The sequence below is a fragment of the Paraburkholderia nemoris genome, from assembly GCF_905221015.1.
Classification (GTDB): Bacteria; Pseudomonadota; Gammaproteobacteria; order Burkholderiales; family Burkholderiaceae; genus Paraburkholderia; species Paraburkholderia nemoris.
In genome coordinates this window covers 33,968-48,423 of the sequence record NZ_CAJNBO010000029.1, presented here as the reverse complement: position 1 = coordinate 48,423, position 14,456 = coordinate 33,968, and the positions used below count along the sequence as shown (strand labels likewise).

Below are 14,456 nucleotides of genomic sequence, written 5' to 3'. Positions count from 1 at the left end.
AGGAACCGTGCAAGCCGCAAGCGCTGCGGCTTGCGCGCCTCACTCGCTACTAATGGGTTTGCGGCGCGGGCGGCCCATGCCGGCATAGTCCGGCAGCGCGTCGACGGTCTTGCCGATCGCCTTTGCATAGAGCGGCAACATATCCGGCAAACGCTTGATGATATCCTGACGCCGCGCCGGCGTGTACGGGTGCACGTAGATATAGCCCTGATCGCGATTGCCGCGCGTCGCCGTGGCCAACTTGTCCCACAGCGTGACGGCGGCGCGCGGATCGAATCCTGCGCGTGACGCGATATCGCTGCCGATCACGTCGGCCTCGGTTTCGTCGGTGCCCTCGTACTTCATCTCGAGCAAGCGCGAACCGATGCCGAGCGGCACCGCGCCCAGATCGGCGAGCCCGAAGAGCTGAGGGATCGTGCCGGACGAGTCGAGCTGGCTCGACTGCAGTTCGCCGAGCCGCTCACGTGCATGCTCGCGCAGAGCGTGTGCGATCTCGTGACCGATCAGCATGCCGAGTTCGTTGTCGTTCAGATGCGTGCGGTCGAGCAGGCCGCTATACACCACGATCTTGCCGCCCGGCAGGCAGTACATTCGGATGTCGGGCGAGCGCACCACCGCTACATCCCACTTCCAGCCCTTGGCCCGCTCGTTCCACTTCAGCGAGTAGGGAATCATCTTGTCGACGATCGACCGCACCCGCGTGACGTGGGCGTCGGTGTCGCCGTACAGGCGGTTCGCGTGTTCTGCGCCGTACGTGATCTGGTTGAACTCTTCGGCCGCTTGCGCCTCGAGCATCGGCGATGGGATCAGGTTGCGGAACACGAGGTAGCCGCCGTAGCGCAACTGCGTGTTCGGCGCACTGTAAGTCGGCGGCGTGGCAGTGTTGGCGGCTGCGGCGGGCGATGACGTTGCGGCGGGCGCTTTTGCGGCCGTAGCGGGTGTCGGGGTGGCTGCCGGCGTTTTGGCCGTTACGGGTACCGGTGGCGGCTGTATTGAAGCGGGCGGCGTGGCGGCCGCAGGTGCGCTGCCGGCGTTCGTGGCGCTGGACGCGCCGGTCGCGGCCGATGTCGCGTTTTCCGGGCTTGAAGTGTTCGGTGCCGATTTTGCCGACGGTGCCGGTGCCGGCGTTGGCGCTGCTGCCGGAGCCGGTGTGGTGGTGGCCGCCGCCGCTGCACTGGAGGCGACCGCAGGCATCGCTGTCGCGTAGGCGCCCAACGGCGCCGCCAACGTCAGGCTCGCGCAAACGAGCGCCAACACCGTAAGCCGCACCACGCGTCCGGCCTTGAGCGAAGACATCCCGAAGGCATCCGAAACCGGGCGCGCCACGCGCTTTGACTGACGCATCGTCACGACCGGGTTCTCCAGGGCGCGATGCGCAGCAGAAGCAACATGCCGGGCAGCCCCAGCGCGGTACACACGATGAAATAGTCGAACCAGCCGATCTGTGCGACCACATAGCCGCTTGCCGCCGATGCCAACGTGCGCGGCACCGAAGCCAGGCTCGTGAAGAGTGCGAACTGCGTGGCCGTGTAGCGCGGATCAGTGGTGCTGGCGATATAGGCGACGAAGGCAGACATCGTCAGGCCGGTCGCAAAGGTTTCAAGGCCGTAGACGAGCGCGAGCGCCACCGAGCGCGGATCGAGTTGGACTGTCCAGTCGATGCCGAACACCGACAGCAGCTTCGTCGTACCCTGGCTCAGCCCAACCGCGATGTCATAGACGACAGCCAATCCAGGCGAGGCTGGGCCAATATGCGCGAGCCACGCGAAGCCGAGCGTCGACACCATCTGCAGGACGCCGAAAATCCACAGCCCACGGCCGATGCCGATACGCATCAGCCAGATCCCGCCGACGATCCCACCCGCGAGACTCGCGCCGAACGCAGTGGTCTTGGCGATCACACCGATTTGCGTGCGCGAGAAACCGATGTCGAGAAAGAATGACGTCGATAGCGTGGTGGCCATCGTGTCGCCGAGTTTGTACAGGAAGATGAACGCCAGCACGAAGAGCGCGCCGCGCCAACCGTCGCGCTGGATAAATTCGCGGAACGGCAGCACGATCGCATCGCGCAGGTTTTTCGGTGGCGCGCCGTGTATCTCAGGCTCGCGGACCACCAGCGTCATGATCATGCCGGGCAGCATGAAGGCGGCGGTGACGATGAAAACGGTAGTCCACGGCAGATGGTCAGACAGAATCAGTGCCAGCGAACCCGGCACCAGCGCCGCGATCTTGTAGGCATTTACATGCACCGCATTGCCAAGACCCTGCTGCGTGTCGCTCAGCAACTCACGCCGGTAGGCGTCGATCACGATGTCCTGGCTCGCGCCGAACAAGGCGACCAGCGCCGTCAAAGCCGCTACCGTCCAGATCGAATCCTTCGGTGACACGAAACCGAGTGTGCCAATCGCGCCCGCCACCAGAATCTGCGTGACCAGCATCCAGCCGCGCCGTCTGCCCGGACGCCAGCCCGGAAAACGCGGCACGTAGCGGTCCATCAGCGGCGCCCAGATGAATTTCCAGGTGTACGGGAACTGAATCAGCGCAAAAAGGCCGATTTCCTTCAGATTGACGCCTTCGGAGCGTAGCCACGCCTGCACCAGATAGACGAGCGTGAACAGCGGCAGTCCCGACGTAAAGCCGAGAAAGACGCAGATCAGCATGCGCGTATTCAGAAACGCACGCCAGCCGGGATGTTCTTCGTGAGCGGTAAGTGCAGGCGCCTCGTGCGGCGGGTTCGACATGTGGATAAGTGGTGTTAGCTTTTCTTGACGCGATAGACCGCAAGACTACCACGCCAGTTCACGCCCCATCGCACCACCTGGCCTTCGTGAAGCACCACACGGTCGAGGATCTCGATGCCGACTTCCGGCGCCAGCGCCTCGAAATCCTTGATCGTCAGCACCCGCACGTTCGGCGTGTTGTGCCACTGGAAAGGCAGCGACTTCGACACCGGCATGCGGCCTTGCAGTACGGACAGCCGATGCGCCCAGTAGCCGAAATTCGGGAACGAGACGATGCATTCCTTGCCCACCCGCACCGTCTCGCGCAGGATCGCGGCCGTCTGATGAATGGTTTGCAGCGTTTGCGACAGAACCGCAAAATCGAAACTCCCGTCTTCGAACAGGCGCAGGCCGTCTTCCAGATTCTGCTGGATCACGTTGACGCCGTTCTGCGTCGACGCCAGCACGCCGGCGTCGTTGATTTCAATGCCGTAGCCCTGCACGTCCAGTTCTTCGGTCAGGAGCGACAGCAGCGAGCCGTCGCCGCAACCCAGATCGAGCACGGTGGCGCGCGGTTCGACCCAGCGGGCGATCGCGCGGAAGTCCGGGCGCAGCGCAAGGTAATCGAGTGCTCGCTGGTTCATGCGTTCACCTCGTTCGCAATACGTTCGTAATAGGCGCGCATCAGGTTGTGATAGCGCGCGTCGTCGAGCAGAAAGGCGTCGTGGCCGTGCGGCGCGTCGATTTCCGCGTAGGTCACCGTGCGCTTATGGTCGAGCAGCGCCTTCACCAGTTCGCGCGAGCGGGCCGGCGCGAAACGCCAGTCGGTCGAGAAACTGGCGATCAGGTATTTCGCCGTGGTGTGGGCGACAGCGGCGGTCAGATCGCCGTCGAAGGCCTTGGCCGGATCGAAATAGTCGAGCGCGCGGGTGATCAGCAGATACGTGTTCGCGTCGAAATAGTCGGCGAATTTGTCGCCCTGGTAGCGCAGATACGACTCCACCTCGAATTCCACGTCGAAGTTGAAGTTGTACGCGTCCACCGCGCCTTCCGCGCGCCGCAACGAGCGGCCGAATTTCTCGGCCATGTCGTCGTCCGACAGATAGGTGATGTGGCCGATCATGCGCGCGACGCGCAGGCCGCGTTTCGGCTTCACGTTGTGCGCGTAGTAGTTGCCGCCGTGGAAGTCGGGGTCCGACAGGATCGCCGAGCGCGCCACCTCGTTGAACGCGATGTTCTGCGCGGACAGCTTCGGCGTGGACGCAACCACGATGCAATGGCCCACGCGCTCCGGATACATCATGCTCCAGGCGAGCGCCTGCATGCCGCCGAGGCTGCCGCCCATGACCGCCGCAAAACGCGTGATGCCGAATTCATCGGCGACGCGCGCCTGCGCGTTCACCCAGTCTTCAACCGTGACGACAGGAAAGGCCGCGCCGTACGGCTTGCCGGTCGCCGCATCGATGCTCATCGGCCCGGTCGAGCCGAAGCACGAACCCAGATTATTCACGCCGATCACGAAGAACCGGTTGGTGTCGAGCGGCTTGCCCGGCCCGACCATGTTGTCCCACCAGCCGATGTCCTTCGGATCGTCGGCGTACACGCCCGCCACGTGGTGCGACGCGTTGAGCGCGTGGCACACCAGCACGGCATTGCTGCGCGCGGCGTTGAGCGTGCCGTAGGTCTCGACCATCAGGTCGTAACCGGCCAGCGAGCTGCCGTTCTGCAGCAGCAGCGGCTCGGTGAAATGCATTTTTTGGGGAGCGACGATACCGATCGATTCCATTCATTCCGCCATTTAACAAATACTGGGCGGCTAGATTGGCGTCGGCGAAGCACGGAGGAGAGGCGGTGTGCGCGGCTGACGACCTCTTTAGCCGCATTTATAGTGAACCGCGGGATCGTATGTTCCCGCTGGTTCGCGCGCCCGCAATCGAGTCAGCAAATCGGCGCGTGATAGGTGTTCAGGGTGCTATCGACAGCGGTCTCAGGTAATTCGGCGAGCCGCAGTCAGGCGCAAAGTATAGCGGAAAATTTCATGCGGCAGCGTCGCGGGCGCTACCGCGCCACTGCGCCTGCCGCGCGGATTACTGAAGAATCAGCAGCAGTTGCGCGTCGGCGTGTTCGGCGGGCGGCCGCGCAAAGCCGCTGCGTACATACCGATGCCAGCGGCCGATGATGTAGCTCAGCAGCAGGCTCGCACGGATCGCAGGATCGTAGCCGGCGGGCAGCGGGGCGGCGTGTGCATTTGCGCTCGGACCTGTGGTTTCGCCCGCGCCCGCGCTTGCGTTTGCTTCTGTCTGAGCCAGCCGCAAACACTGCTTTAACGACGCCTCGACTCGCTCCAGCATCTGATTGACCCGCTCGGTCAGCCGTTCGTGCTCGCCGACCAGCGCCTCGCAGGTCAGCACGCGCGTCATGCCAGGATTTTTCGCGGGGAAGTTGAGCAGCATCAGCGCAATCGCGCGGGCTTGCAGCACGCCGTTGCTTTCCTTGTCGGCAATCTGGTTGATCAGGCCGAAGATGGTCTGCTCGATGAACTCGATGAGCCCTTCGAACATTTGCGCCTTGCTGGCGAAATGGCGGTACAGCGCCGCTTCCGAGACGCCGAGCCGGGCGGCGAGCGCCGCCGTGGTGATCTTTTCGCTCTTCGGCGCCTCCAGCATCGCGGCAAGCGTCTGCAGGATGTGCACGCGGCGCTCGCCCGGCTTCAGGCGCGGCGCGCGCGGGACGCCCGACGGGGCGGGTTCGTGTTCGGCTACGGCTTCGTCCGGCTTGTCGATCGGCTGCATGGCTGTCGCCCCGTCTGCTATCTCTTCAAACGAACCGAGCGGTTGCCCAGTCGTAGCGATTTTAACGAACGAATGCATCGATCGACATAGTGCGGCCGACCGGTGCCCGGCAGACGCGTCGGCACGCCGTCCGCGTGTGGTTTGCGCGGCAGATGGCCGGTGATCCACACGGTGCGGATGCCGAGCCGCCGGTAGTTCTTCAGATGCGAGCGCGTATCTTCCACGAGGATCACGTCCTTGAGCGAGACGTGCGCGTCGCGCATCGCCTTGCGCAGCATCGAATGGTCGGGTTTGGCGCGCCAGCTGCGGCGATCGCGCATATGTTCGATCGCAATCACCTGCTCGAACAGACGCTCGATGCGCAGCTTTTGGAGCACCGCGCGCGCGTAGGTCTCGGGCGCGTTGGTCAGCACGATCTTGCGGCCGGGCAGCGACGCAACGAGGCGTGCAACGCCGCGTTCGTGACGGATCATCGAGCCGAGATCGGAGAACGTGTGAACGACTTTCAGAAAGTCGTTCGGGTCGAGTGGATGGTGGCGTGCCAGACCGAGCAGCGTTGCGCCGTAGCGTTGCGTGTAGCCGGTGCGCAGGCGGTTGGCTTCATCGATGTCGACTCCCAGCGAGTCGATGATGTACTGCGTCATGCCCTGATTGATCGCCGGAAAGATCGCGTGCGAGGCGTGATGCAGCGTGTTGTCGAGATCGAACAGCCAGACCGGACTGCCGCCTGCGATGTGCGGACGACGGCGTCGGGAAGTGGGGGTGCGCATGATGGAGGGCGTCGTTCAGGCGTGGGAAGTCGCTTCACGCGGCGAACGCGCATGACGCTTCGCGATGCGGAAGGCGATAAAAGAAGGAGGAGTGTTTTTGCGCCAGAGGGTGGCGCGTGGTGCACCGCTAGGTGCAGCGGCGGCGCAACTGCACGGCCCACATGGCACGCCCGACTGGCGTACCGTGTGGGCCGGGTTTGAGGCAGGAATCAATGCGAGCGGATCATCGTGCCGAACGGCTGTTCGGTGAGAATTTCCAGCAGCACCGAGTGCTCGATGCGGCCGTCGATGATGTGTACCGAACGCACGCCGCTCTTCGCCGCATCCAGCGCCGACGAGATTTTCGGCAGCATGCCGCCGGAGATCGTGCCGTCTGCGAACAGGCCGTCGATTTCGCGTGCCGACAGATCGGTCAGCAGATTGCCTTCCTTATCCATCACGCCCGGGATATTGGTCATGATGACGAGCTTTTCGGCGTTCAGCACGACCGCCAGTTTGCCCGCGACCAGATCCGCATTGATGTTGTACGACAGGCCGTCTTCGCCGAAGCCGATGGGCGAGATCACCGGAATGAAGGCGTCGTCCTGCAGCGCTTTCACAACCGCGGGATTGATCGCCTCGACTTCGCCCACCTGGCCGATATCCAGGTATTGGCCAGGATTGTCGCGATCCGGCATCTGCATCTTGCGCGCGTGGATCAGGCCGCCGTCTTTACCCGTCAGACCGACCGCATGGCCGCCGAAATGGTTGATCAGCGTGACGATGTCCTGCTGCACTTCGCCGCCGAGCACCCATTCGACGACTTCCATCGTCTCTTCGTCGGTGACGCGCATGCCCTGAATGAACGTGCCTTGCTTGCCGATTTTCTTCAGCGCCTGGTCGATTTGCGGACCGCCGCCGTGCACGATGACCGGATTGATACCAACCAGTTTCAGCAGAATGACGTCGCGCGCGAAGCCTTGCTTGAGCCGCTCCTCGGTCATGGCGTTGCCGCCGTATTTGATGACCACGGTCTTACCGTGATACTGGCGAATGTAAGGCAGCGCCTCGGCCAGGATTTCAGCCTTCAGGGTGGGCGCGATCTGCGAAAGGTCAGGGATCTCGGACATGGCGGCAGGCTCAGGCACGGAACAGTTAAAACAGGGCGAATTGTACAGGACTGGCGCGCCGCAACAGGGTTTTCGATAGCGGCGCCGGAGACGGGCGGCGCCGGTTTTGCGCACTGCGCAATGAGCGGCCCGAAGCGGCGGCCGACAATCAAGCTTAGCGCCGTTCAGAACCGCCGTGAATTGGCCGAACGGCCGATTCACGGCGGCGCGCCAGTCGTGGCATCATTTCCTGATCCAGGCTGAAGCGAGATCATCCGGCCCCTCATGAAACCGTCAGCTTCCCGCTCTTCAAGCGCGCTTTGCCCGCGCTGCGGCCATGCATTCGATTGCGCCATGCATGGGGTGCCATTCGACTGCTGGTGCCGTGAGATGCCGGCCCTGCCGGCGAACCGGCTCGATCCGTCCGGCCGCTGCCTGTGTCCTGAATGTCTTGCGGCGGAGATTGCGCGAGCCGTGCAACCGGGGCCGGGAGCCGGGTCACTTTGAACGCGGCGCGGCCCTGGCGGTCGTTTTGCCGGTCAATGGCGGCCTATGCCGCGTGGTGCCGGGCTGCAAGTGCACTCAGATCACGTGCAACAGCCGCCAGCGCGGGATCCCATTGGCCGAACTGCGGCTGCCGGTAGAGTGTCGCGCTTGGATACCACGGGCTGTCGGGCCGGTCGAGCAGCCAGACCCAATGCGGATTGACGTCGAGCAGCACCCATGTGCGCTGGCCGAGCGCGCCGCTCAGGTGCGCCACGGACGTGCAAACCGTAATGACGAGATCGAGCGCGCTGACAAATGCCGCCGTGTCGTCGAAGGTGGCGAATTCGGCGGTGTGATCCAACATGGGCAGGCCTGCAGCCCGGGCCGCCGCGACGTCCACCCCGGCGCCTGGTTGCAGCGAATAGAACGCCACGTCATGCATACCGCCGAAATGTTTTGCATAGCGCTCCCAACCCACCCGTCGGAACGGGTTGCGCTGATGGCCAAGGCTGCCGGTCCATGTCAGCCCGACTTTGAGCCTTGTTTCGCCGGCAAGCCTCTGTTGCCACGACGCACGCGCTGCAGCGTCCGCACGCAAATACGGAGTCGCAGCGGGGATCGTCTCTTCGCGCGTGTCGAATATTAAAGGCAGACTGAGTAACGGGATTTCGTAGTCGAACGGCGGTAAAGATTCGACGCCACCACCGGCCGAGAAATCGTCCACGTGATCGCCGAGGCTGCGCGCGAGCAACGCACCCATCTGCGGAAATGAATTCCAGACGAGGCGGCCGCCCTCGCGATGAACACGCTCGGCCAGCAGCGGGATATAGCGGCTGAACTGCAAGACATCGCCCATGCCCTGTTCGCCCCACACCAGCAATGTTTTGCCGGTTAGCGGTTCGCCTCGCCAGGTCGGTGCCGGCATGGCTGGGCGGTTGCCACCCAATTCAAATGAGCCATCCCAACGCGCTTCGTGGGTTTGCCAGCCATGCGCGTAATCGCCGCGCATCAGTTGCAACATGCTGAGATTGGAGCGCATGCTCGCGTCGTTGGGTGCTAATGCGCAGGCGGTTCTTGCGGCGTGCTCCGCTTCGTCCCAGCGTTGCGCTTCACGTAGCGCCAGCGCATAGTTGTTATGCGCCAGAGGGCTATCCGGCGCGCATTGAACGGCCCTTGCGCCGGCTTCGAGAGCGCGTGGCAGATTCAGGTTGGCGCGGCTTGCCTGGGTGAGATTGGTCCATGCGTCGCTGTTACTGGGTTCGTCATGAACGGCACCCTCCAGTAGTGCGACCTGCTCGTTGAGGTCGCCGCCAGTGAGCGCGAGGGCGCCCGCGAGATTGTTGCGCAGTTGCGGCAGTTTCGGATCGATGGCGAGTGCGCGACGATATGGCGCGATTGCCTCGCTATGCCGGTTTGCCATTTGCAGCGCGTAGCCGAAACGGAAGTGTGCAAGCGCGCGGTGGGGATCGAGTTGAGCAATAATGGCGGCGAGTTCGACCGCGTCGTCATGACGATGTTGCTCGAGCAAAGTGATGATGAGCGAGTCGATGGACTCGTCGCCGAGCGGATGGCGTTGTGCAGCGGCATCGAGCCACGTGGCCTCTGCTTCTGCGGTGCCGTTTTGCCGGGCTGCGACGGCATGCCGCAGGAAAGTCAGGAAAGCTGATGAGGCAGGGGTCTCGCTATCAGAGATTGGCAGCATGGTTGAGTTTGGATGGCGCGAGAACCGATGTTAGGCAACCGGTTCGCGCAACGTTGTCGCAAAATTCCATGTTACCGGCGCAAGGCCGCGAGGTAAGTCAGACTGGTCCGAACAGTTAAACTAAAGTCATGCACCGTATAACTAATACCGGCCGCGTCAACCTCGGCCATCTGTTCTGGCTGCGCAGCCTCGCCATCATTGGCCAACTGGTGACGATCGCGTTTGTGCAGACCTTCTTCGGCGTGCACCTGCCGTTGCCCGCTATGTTACTCGTGATCGCCCTCGAGGTGATCTTCAACGGGCTCACATGGTGGCGTGTCTCGCAGCAGCGCCCCGAGTCCAATCTCGAACTGTTCGGTCAGATCTGGGTCGATCTCGGCGCGTTGTCGGCACTGCTGTTCCTCTCCGGCGGCACCACCAATCCATTCGTTTCGCTGTACCTGCCATCGCTCGCCATTGCCGCGGCCGTGTTGCCATGGCATCTGATGGCGTGGCTCGCCGCGTTCGCCGTGGCCTGCTACGCCGTGCTCGGTTTTGATTCCGTCCCGCTCAATCTCGACAACCCCGCCAACCTGTTCGACTATTTTCGCGCCGGCATGTGGGTAAACTTCATGGTCAGTGTTGGCCTGATTGCGTGGTTCGTCGCGCGTATGTCACGCGCTCTGCGACTACGTGACGCAGCGCTCGGAGAGGCGCAGCAGCGCTTGCTTCACGATGAACGCGCCGTCGCGCTCGGCGTCCAGGCCGCCACTGTCGCGCACGAAATCGGCACGCCGCTGTCTACAATTGCGATGTTGTCCGAAGAGTTACGCGATGCCGCGCGAACCGACAAGGGGCTCGCGCCATACAGTGCCGATCTGGAGCTGCTCGAACAGCAAATGGCGCTGTGTACTTCGGCGCTTGCACGGCTGCGCAGTCGTGCGTCGACCGCGACCAACCGGCAAACGGTTAGCGAATGGCTCGAGTCGTTTGGCGAGCAATGGCGCTTGCGTCACCCGCATGTGAAGTTCGAGCGGATCGGCGTGCCGCCTGCGGACGTCAGTCTTGACGACACGGTTGCCGTCAGTCAGATTCTCACGATTCTGCTCGACAACGCCGCGCGTGCGAGCCGCGATCACGTCACGCTATCGTGCACGCTCACCGCTCGCGGCGACCAGATCGCATTCGAGGTATGCGACGCGGGCCCAGGCATTCCCGCTGCGTTGCGCGGCTCACTCGGCGCGATGCCGGTCGACAGCACACAGGGTGGGCACGGCGTGGGCCTGTATCTGGCGTTTTCAGCGGCGGCACGTCTGAAGGGATCGATCGAGTTGGCCGATGTCAGCGAGATCAAGCCGCGTGGCACGCGCGCAGTGTTGAGACTGCCGCTTGCGGCGCGCAAATTATCAGGTGCGGGCCGTCAAGGCACTACGCCATCCAACACGGAGAAACAGGCATGAGCGACATGAATTTTCTGGTGATCGACGACGATGAGGTGTTCTCCGGCATCCTCGCCCGCGGTTTGACGCGGCGCGGTTATACAGTGGCCGAAGCGCACAACACGGATGAGGCGATCAAGTTGGCGAACCAGCAGAAGTTCAGCCAGATCACGGTAGACCTGCATCTCGGCAATGATTCCGGTCTCACGCTCGTTGCTCCCTTGCGTGATTTGCAGCCTGATGCGCGCATGCTGGTGTTGACCGGTTATGCAAGCATCGCTACGGCGGTGCAGGCGGTGAAAGACGGCGCCGATAATTATCTTGCGAAGCCCGCCAACGTCGAGACGATCTTGTCGGCGCTGCAAAGCGAAGCGAGTGCGCTGCAAGCTGAAGAGGCGATTGAGCATCCCACGCCGTTGTCGGTTGCGCGCCTGGAGTGGGAGCATATTCAACGTGTGCTCGCGGAGCACGGCGGCAATATTTCGGCTACTGCGCGCGCCTTGAACATGCATCGTCGAACGCTGCAGCGGAAGTTGGCGAAGCGGCCGGTCAAGCAGTAAGCGCTGGGGCGTGCTCGCCTTTGCGGGCCGGAAAGCAAAACGGGCTGTCTTTCACAAGACAGCCCGTTTTTTTACGCCTCACACGTGATCGACTGCATGCAAGACGCGCGGCTTTAATGCGGCGTCAGTGTCGACGCCAGCATCAGCATCAACATATCAACATCACAGCACGTAGCGCGACAGATCCTCATCTTCCGCCACTTCGTTCAGCGCGCGATCGACATACGCCGCATCGATCTGCACCGTCTTGCCCGAATGATTGCCTGCTGCGAATGAGACATCTTCGAGCAGTTTTTCAATCACAGTGTACAGACGGCGTGCGCCGATGTTTTCAGTCTTCTCGTTGACCGAGTACGCAATTTCGGCCATACGGCGAATGCCGTCGTCAGCGAATTCGAGGTGCACGTCTTCGGTGGCCAGCAATGCCTGGTATTGCTTCACGAGGCTCGCATCGGTTGAAACCAGGATCGATTCGAAATCGCCCACCGACAGCGAATCCAGTTCGACCCGAATCGGGAAGCGGCCTTGCAGTTCCGGAATCAGATCGCTCGGCTTGGACAGATGAAACGCGCCGCTTGCGATGAACAGAATGTGGTCGGTCTTCACCATGCCGTACTTGGTGTTGATCGTGGTGCCTTCGACGAGCGGCAGCAGATCGCGCTGCACGCCCTGACGCGACACTTCGCCACCGCCTGCTTCATTGCGCGACGCGATTTTGTCGATTTCGTCGAGGAACACGATACCGTTCTGCTCGACGTTCTGCACCGCCTTGGCTTTCACCTCTTCGTCGTTGAGCATCTTGCCGGCTTCTTCGTCGGTGAGGACCTTCAGCGCTTCCTTCACCTTCAGCTTGCGGCGCGTTTTCTTGCCGCCGCCGATGTTCGCGAACATCGAACGGATCTGCTCGGTCATGTCTTCCATGCCCGGCGGCCCCATGATGTCCATACCCACTTGCGGCTGTTCGACGTCGAGTTCGATTTCCTTGTCGTCGAGCAGGCCTTCGCGCAGACGCTTGCGGAAGGTCTGGCGCGTGGTGCTCCCTTCGTCGGCAGTATCCGCCGCGCTCGAGCTCGCACCGAAACCAACCGGGCGGGCACTCGGCAACAGAATGTCGAGAATGCGGTCTTCAGCCTGATCTTCAGCCTTGGTCCGCACTTTGCGCATTTCCGTTTCGCGCGTCTGCTTGATTGAGATCTCCATCAGATCGCGCACGATGCTATCGACGTCGCGGCCCACGTAACCGACTTCGGTGAACTTGGTGGCTTCGATCTTGATGAACGGCGCATCGGCCAGTTTCGCCAGACGCCGCGCGATTTCGGTTTTGCCGACACCGGTCGGTCCGATCATCAGAATGTTCTTCGGCGTGATTTCCTGGCGCAGCGGGTCTTCAACCTGCTGACGGCGCCAACGGTTGCGCAGCGCCACGGCAACTGCTTTCTTCGCGCGGCCTTGGCCGATGATGTGTTTGTCGAGTTCCGAGACGATCTCGGCAGGGGTCATGGTGCTCATCGTGGGTCCTTACTCGATCGTCTCGATGACGCGGTTATGGTTCGTATAGATGCACATGTCGCCGGCAATCTCCAGCGACTTCTCCACGATCTCGCGCGGCGACAGCTCAGTGTTGTCAACGAGCGCCTTCGCGGCGGCTTGCGCGTAAGCGCCGCCCGAACCGATCGCGCAGATGCCGCCTTCTGGATCGAGCACATCGCCATTACCGGTAATGACGAGGGTGGTGGTGGCGTCCGCTGCGATCAGCATGGCCTCGAGGCGGCGCAGCATGCGGTCGGTGCGCCAGTCTTTGGCGAGTTCGACGGCGGCGCGGGTCAGATTGCCCTGATGTTTTTCCAGCTTCGCTTCGAAGCGGTCGAGCAGCGAGAAGGCGTCGGCCGTGCCGCCGGCGAAGCCGACCATCACCTTGCCGTTATAGATGCGCCGGACTTTCTTCGCACCGCCTTTCATGACGATGTTCCCCAGTGTCACCTGGCCGTCGCCGCCAAGCGCGACCTTGTCGCCGCGGCGCACGGAAACGATCGTTGTGCCGTGAAATTGCTCCATATGCGTTCCTCTTTGCAAAACGGGTAGGACACGGCAGCACAATGGAATGCACCACCGCATGAATCCTGAAAGCGGACGGCGCGCAACGCTGAAACGATCAACTGGCCGGCGCGCGCTCGTGCAACGCATGTCCGGCTTATTTTAGGGCGTGCGCGGTCATATCAAGAGCCGGCAAACGGCATAAGACAAAAACACGGGATTCGGAGCCGAGGACTGTGCGCAGGGGCACACAAAAGAAAAAAGGCGCACAGATCACCGTGCGCCTCCCGACGAAGCAGCTTAAAAGGGCGCGGAGCCGAAGCCGCGCCGTTGGCGTTCAGTCGCCGAACAGCTTCTGGCGCAGTTCGCGGCGTTCCTGCGCTTCGAGCGACAGGGTTGCCGTGGGCCGTGCGAGCAGACGCGGAACACCAATCGGCTCGCCGGTTTCTTCGCACCAGCCGTAATCACCCGAATCGATGCGCGCGATCGATTGCTGCACCTTCTTCAGCAGCTTGCGTTCGCGGTCGCGCGTGCGCAGTTCCAGCGCATGCTCTTCTTCGATCGTTGCACGGTCGGCCGGGTCCGGCACGATTACTGTTTCGCGCAGGTTCTCGGTCGTCTGGCCGGCATTGCGGAGAATGTCCGCCTGCAGCTGTTCGAGCTTGTTCTTGAAGAAAGCGAGCTGATCCTCATTCATGTAATCCTTGTCGCTCATCTTCAGGATTTCGGCTTCAGTCAAGAGTCGTTTCGTCGTCATCTGGCTTGCTTCTTCAATGTGAGGCAAAACTCTTACATAGTGCCCGCACTTTCGTATTGCCCGCAAAGGCGCCACGAGGACGCTGAGCGCTGGGCGGGCACGGACGATGGGCTGTCGGTGACGCCGAAG

At 62.4% G+C, this 14,456-nt stretch carries 14 protein-coding genes; 3 read left to right on the top strand and 11 right to left on the bottom strand.

Annotated features, from left to right (window positions below; translation table 11 throughout):
• Positions 1-39: 39 nt before the first annotated feature.
• The 7 genes from KHO33_RS42300 to argB form a co-directional block, all read right to left on the bottom strand.
• Positions 40-1,296 carry a M48 family metallopeptidase gene (locus KHO33_RS42300; protein ID WP_234480748.1) on the bottom strand — a complete coding sequence of 419 codons (1,257 nt, stop codon included), beginning with the start codon at positions 1,294-1,296 and terminating at the stop codon, positions 40-42.
• 50 nt (positions 1,297-1,346) lie between these two features.
• Positions 1,347-2,741, bottom strand: coding sequence for an AmpG family muropeptide MFS transporter (locus KHO33_RS33345; RefSeq protein ID WP_054037135.1), 1,395 nt, complete (start codon positions 2,739-2,741; stop codon positions 1,347-1,349).
• Between the two features lie 14 nt (positions 2,742-2,755).
• Complete coding sequence (metW, locus tag KHO33_RS33340) at positions 2,756-3,364, bottom strand: methionine biosynthesis protein MetW (protein ID WP_054037137.1); 609 nt, start codon at positions 3,362-3,364, stop codon at positions 2,756-2,758.
• Complete coding sequence (gene metX, locus KHO33_RS33335) at positions 3,361-4,506, bottom strand: homoserine O-succinyltransferase MetX (protein ID WP_054037139.1); 1,146 nt, start codon at positions 4,504-4,506, stop codon at positions 3,361-3,363. The genes metW and metX overlap by 4 nt, the downstream gene beginning before the upstream one ends.
• Before the next feature lie 301 nt (positions 4,507-4,807).
• The gene (gene slmA / locus KHO33_RS33330; protein ID WP_200567010.1) at positions 4,808-5,512 is read right to left on the bottom strand and encodes a nucleoid occlusion factor SlmA; all 705 of its coding nucleotides are present in this window, start codon (positions 5,510-5,512) and stop codon (positions 4,808-4,810) included.
• A gap of 17 nt (positions 5,513-5,529) precedes the next feature.
• Positions 5,530-6,282: a pyrimidine 5'-nucleotidase gene (locus KHO33_RS33325; RefSeq protein ID WP_054037146.1), complete on the bottom strand. Its 753-nt coding sequence runs from the start codon at positions 6,280-6,282 to the stop codon at positions 5,530-5,532.
• Positions 6,283-6,491: 209 nt separating this feature from the next.
• A complete protein-coding gene (argB, locus tag KHO33_RS33320; RefSeq protein ID WP_054037147.1) occupies positions 6,492-7,391 on the bottom strand; it encodes an acetylglutamate kinase in 900 nt (299 codons plus the stop codon).
• Between the two features lie 264 nt (positions 7,392-7,655).
• On the opposite strand from argB, the gene KHO33_RS33315 reads away from it, so the two are divergent.
• On the top strand, positions 7,656-7,877 hold the full coding sequence (locus KHO33_RS33315) for a cysteine-rich CWC family protein (protein ID WP_200567009.1): 222 nt from the start codon (positions 7,656-7,658) through the stop codon (positions 7,875-7,877).
• 43 nt (positions 7,878-7,920) lie between these two features.
• Here KHO33_RS33315 and KHO33_RS33310 read toward each other — a convergent pair whose 3' ends face one another.
• A complete protein-coding gene (locus KHO33_RS33310) occupies positions 7,921-9,558 on the bottom strand; it encodes a tetratricopeptide repeat protein (RefSeq protein ID WP_200567008.1) in 1,638 nt (545 codons plus the stop codon).
• A 128-nt stretch (positions 9,559-9,686) separates the two neighbouring features.
• Between KHO33_RS33310 and KHO33_RS33305 the strand changes: the two genes are divergently transcribed.
• Complete coding sequence (locus KHO33_RS33305) at positions 9,687-10,997, top strand: ATP-binding protein (protein ID WP_054037151.1); 1,311 nt, start codon at positions 9,687-9,689, stop codon at positions 10,995-10,997.
• Positions 10,994-11,536, top strand: a complete 543-nt coding sequence (locus KHO33_RS33300; protein WP_200567007.1) for a response regulator transcription factor — start codon at positions 10,994-10,996, stop codon at positions 11,534-11,536. Before KHO33_RS33305 ends, KHO33_RS33300 begins: the two co-directional genes overlap by 4 nt.
• A gap of 162 nt (positions 11,537-11,698) precedes the next feature.
• On the opposite strand, the gene hslU is transcribed toward KHO33_RS33300, so the two are convergent.
• The 3 genes from hslU to dksA all read right to left on the bottom strand — a co-directional run bounded on the left by hslU (position 11,699) and on the right by dksA (position 14,327).
• Positions 11,699-13,045: an ATP-dependent protease ATPase subunit HslU gene (gene hslU / locus KHO33_RS33295; protein ID WP_054037153.1), complete on the bottom strand. Its 1,347-nt coding sequence runs from the start codon at positions 13,043-13,045 to the stop codon at positions 11,699-11,701.
• A gap of 9 nt (positions 13,046-13,054) precedes the next feature.
• Entirely contained in the window at positions 13,055-13,591 is a 537-nt protein-coding gene (gene hslV / locus KHO33_RS33290) for an ATP-dependent protease subunit HslV (RefSeq protein ID WP_028197737.1), read from the bottom strand.
• Positions 13,592-13,907: 316 nt separating this feature from the next.
• Positions 13,908-14,327 carry an RNA polymerase-binding protein DksA gene (gene dksA, locus KHO33_RS33285; protein WP_054037155.1) on the bottom strand — a complete coding sequence of 140 codons (420 nt, stop codon included), beginning with the start codon at positions 14,325-14,327 and terminating at the stop codon, positions 13,908-13,910.
• Positions 14,328-14,456: the final 129 nt, after the last annotated feature.

Coding starts and splice junctions, on each gene's coding strand:
- slmA (WP_200567010.1), bottom strand. CDS start 5,512: ATGCAGCCGATCGACAAGCCGGACGAAGCCGTAGCCGAACACGAACCC.
- argB (WP_054037147.1), bottom strand. CDS start 7,391: ATGTCCGAGATCCCTGACCTTTCGCAGATCGCGCCCACCCTGAAGGCT.
- KHO33_RS33310 (WP_200567008.1), bottom strand. CDS start 9,558: ATGCTGCCAATCTCTGATAGCGAGACCCCTGCCTCATCAGCTTTCCTG.
- KHO33_RS33305 (WP_054037151.1), top strand. CDS start 9,687: ATGCACCGTATAACTAATACCGGCCGCGTCAACCTCGGCCATCTGTTC.
- hslU (WP_054037153.1), bottom strand. CDS start 13,045: ATGAGCACCATGACCCCTGCCGAGATCGTCTCGGAACTCGACAAACAC.
- hslV (WP_028197737.1), bottom strand. CDS start 13,591: ATGGAGCAATTTCACGGCACAACGATCGTTTCCGTGCGCCGCGGCGAC.
- metX (WP_054037139.1), bottom strand. CDS start 4,506: ATGGAATCGATCGGTATCGTCGCTCCCCAAAAAATGCATTTCACCGAG.
- dksA (WP_054037155.1), bottom strand. CDS start 14,327: ATGACGACGAAACGACTCTTGACTGAAGCCGAAATCCTGAAGATGAGC.
- KHO33_RS33325 (WP_054037146.1), bottom strand. CDS start 6,282: ATGCGCACCCCCACTTCCCGACGCCGTCGTCCGCACATCGCAGGCGGC.
- KHO33_RS42300 (WP_234480748.1), bottom strand. CDS start 1,296: ATGTCTTCGCTCAAGGCCGGACGCGTGGTGCGGCTTACGGTGTTGGCG.
- KHO33_RS33345 (WP_054037135.1), bottom strand. CDS start 2,741: ATGTCGAACCCGCCGCACGAGGCGCCTGCACTTACCGCTCACGAAGAA.
- KHO33_RS33300 (WP_200567007.1), top strand. CDS start 10,994: ATGAGCGACATGAATTTTCTGGTGATCGACGACGATGAGGTGTTCTCC.
- metW (WP_054037137.1), bottom strand. CDS start 3,364: ATGAACCAGCGAGCACTCGATTACCTTGCGCTGCGCCCGGACTTCCGC.
- KHO33_RS33315 (WP_200567009.1), top strand. CDS start 7,656: ATGAAACCGTCAGCTTCCCGCTCTTCAAGCGCGCTTTGCCCGCGCTGC.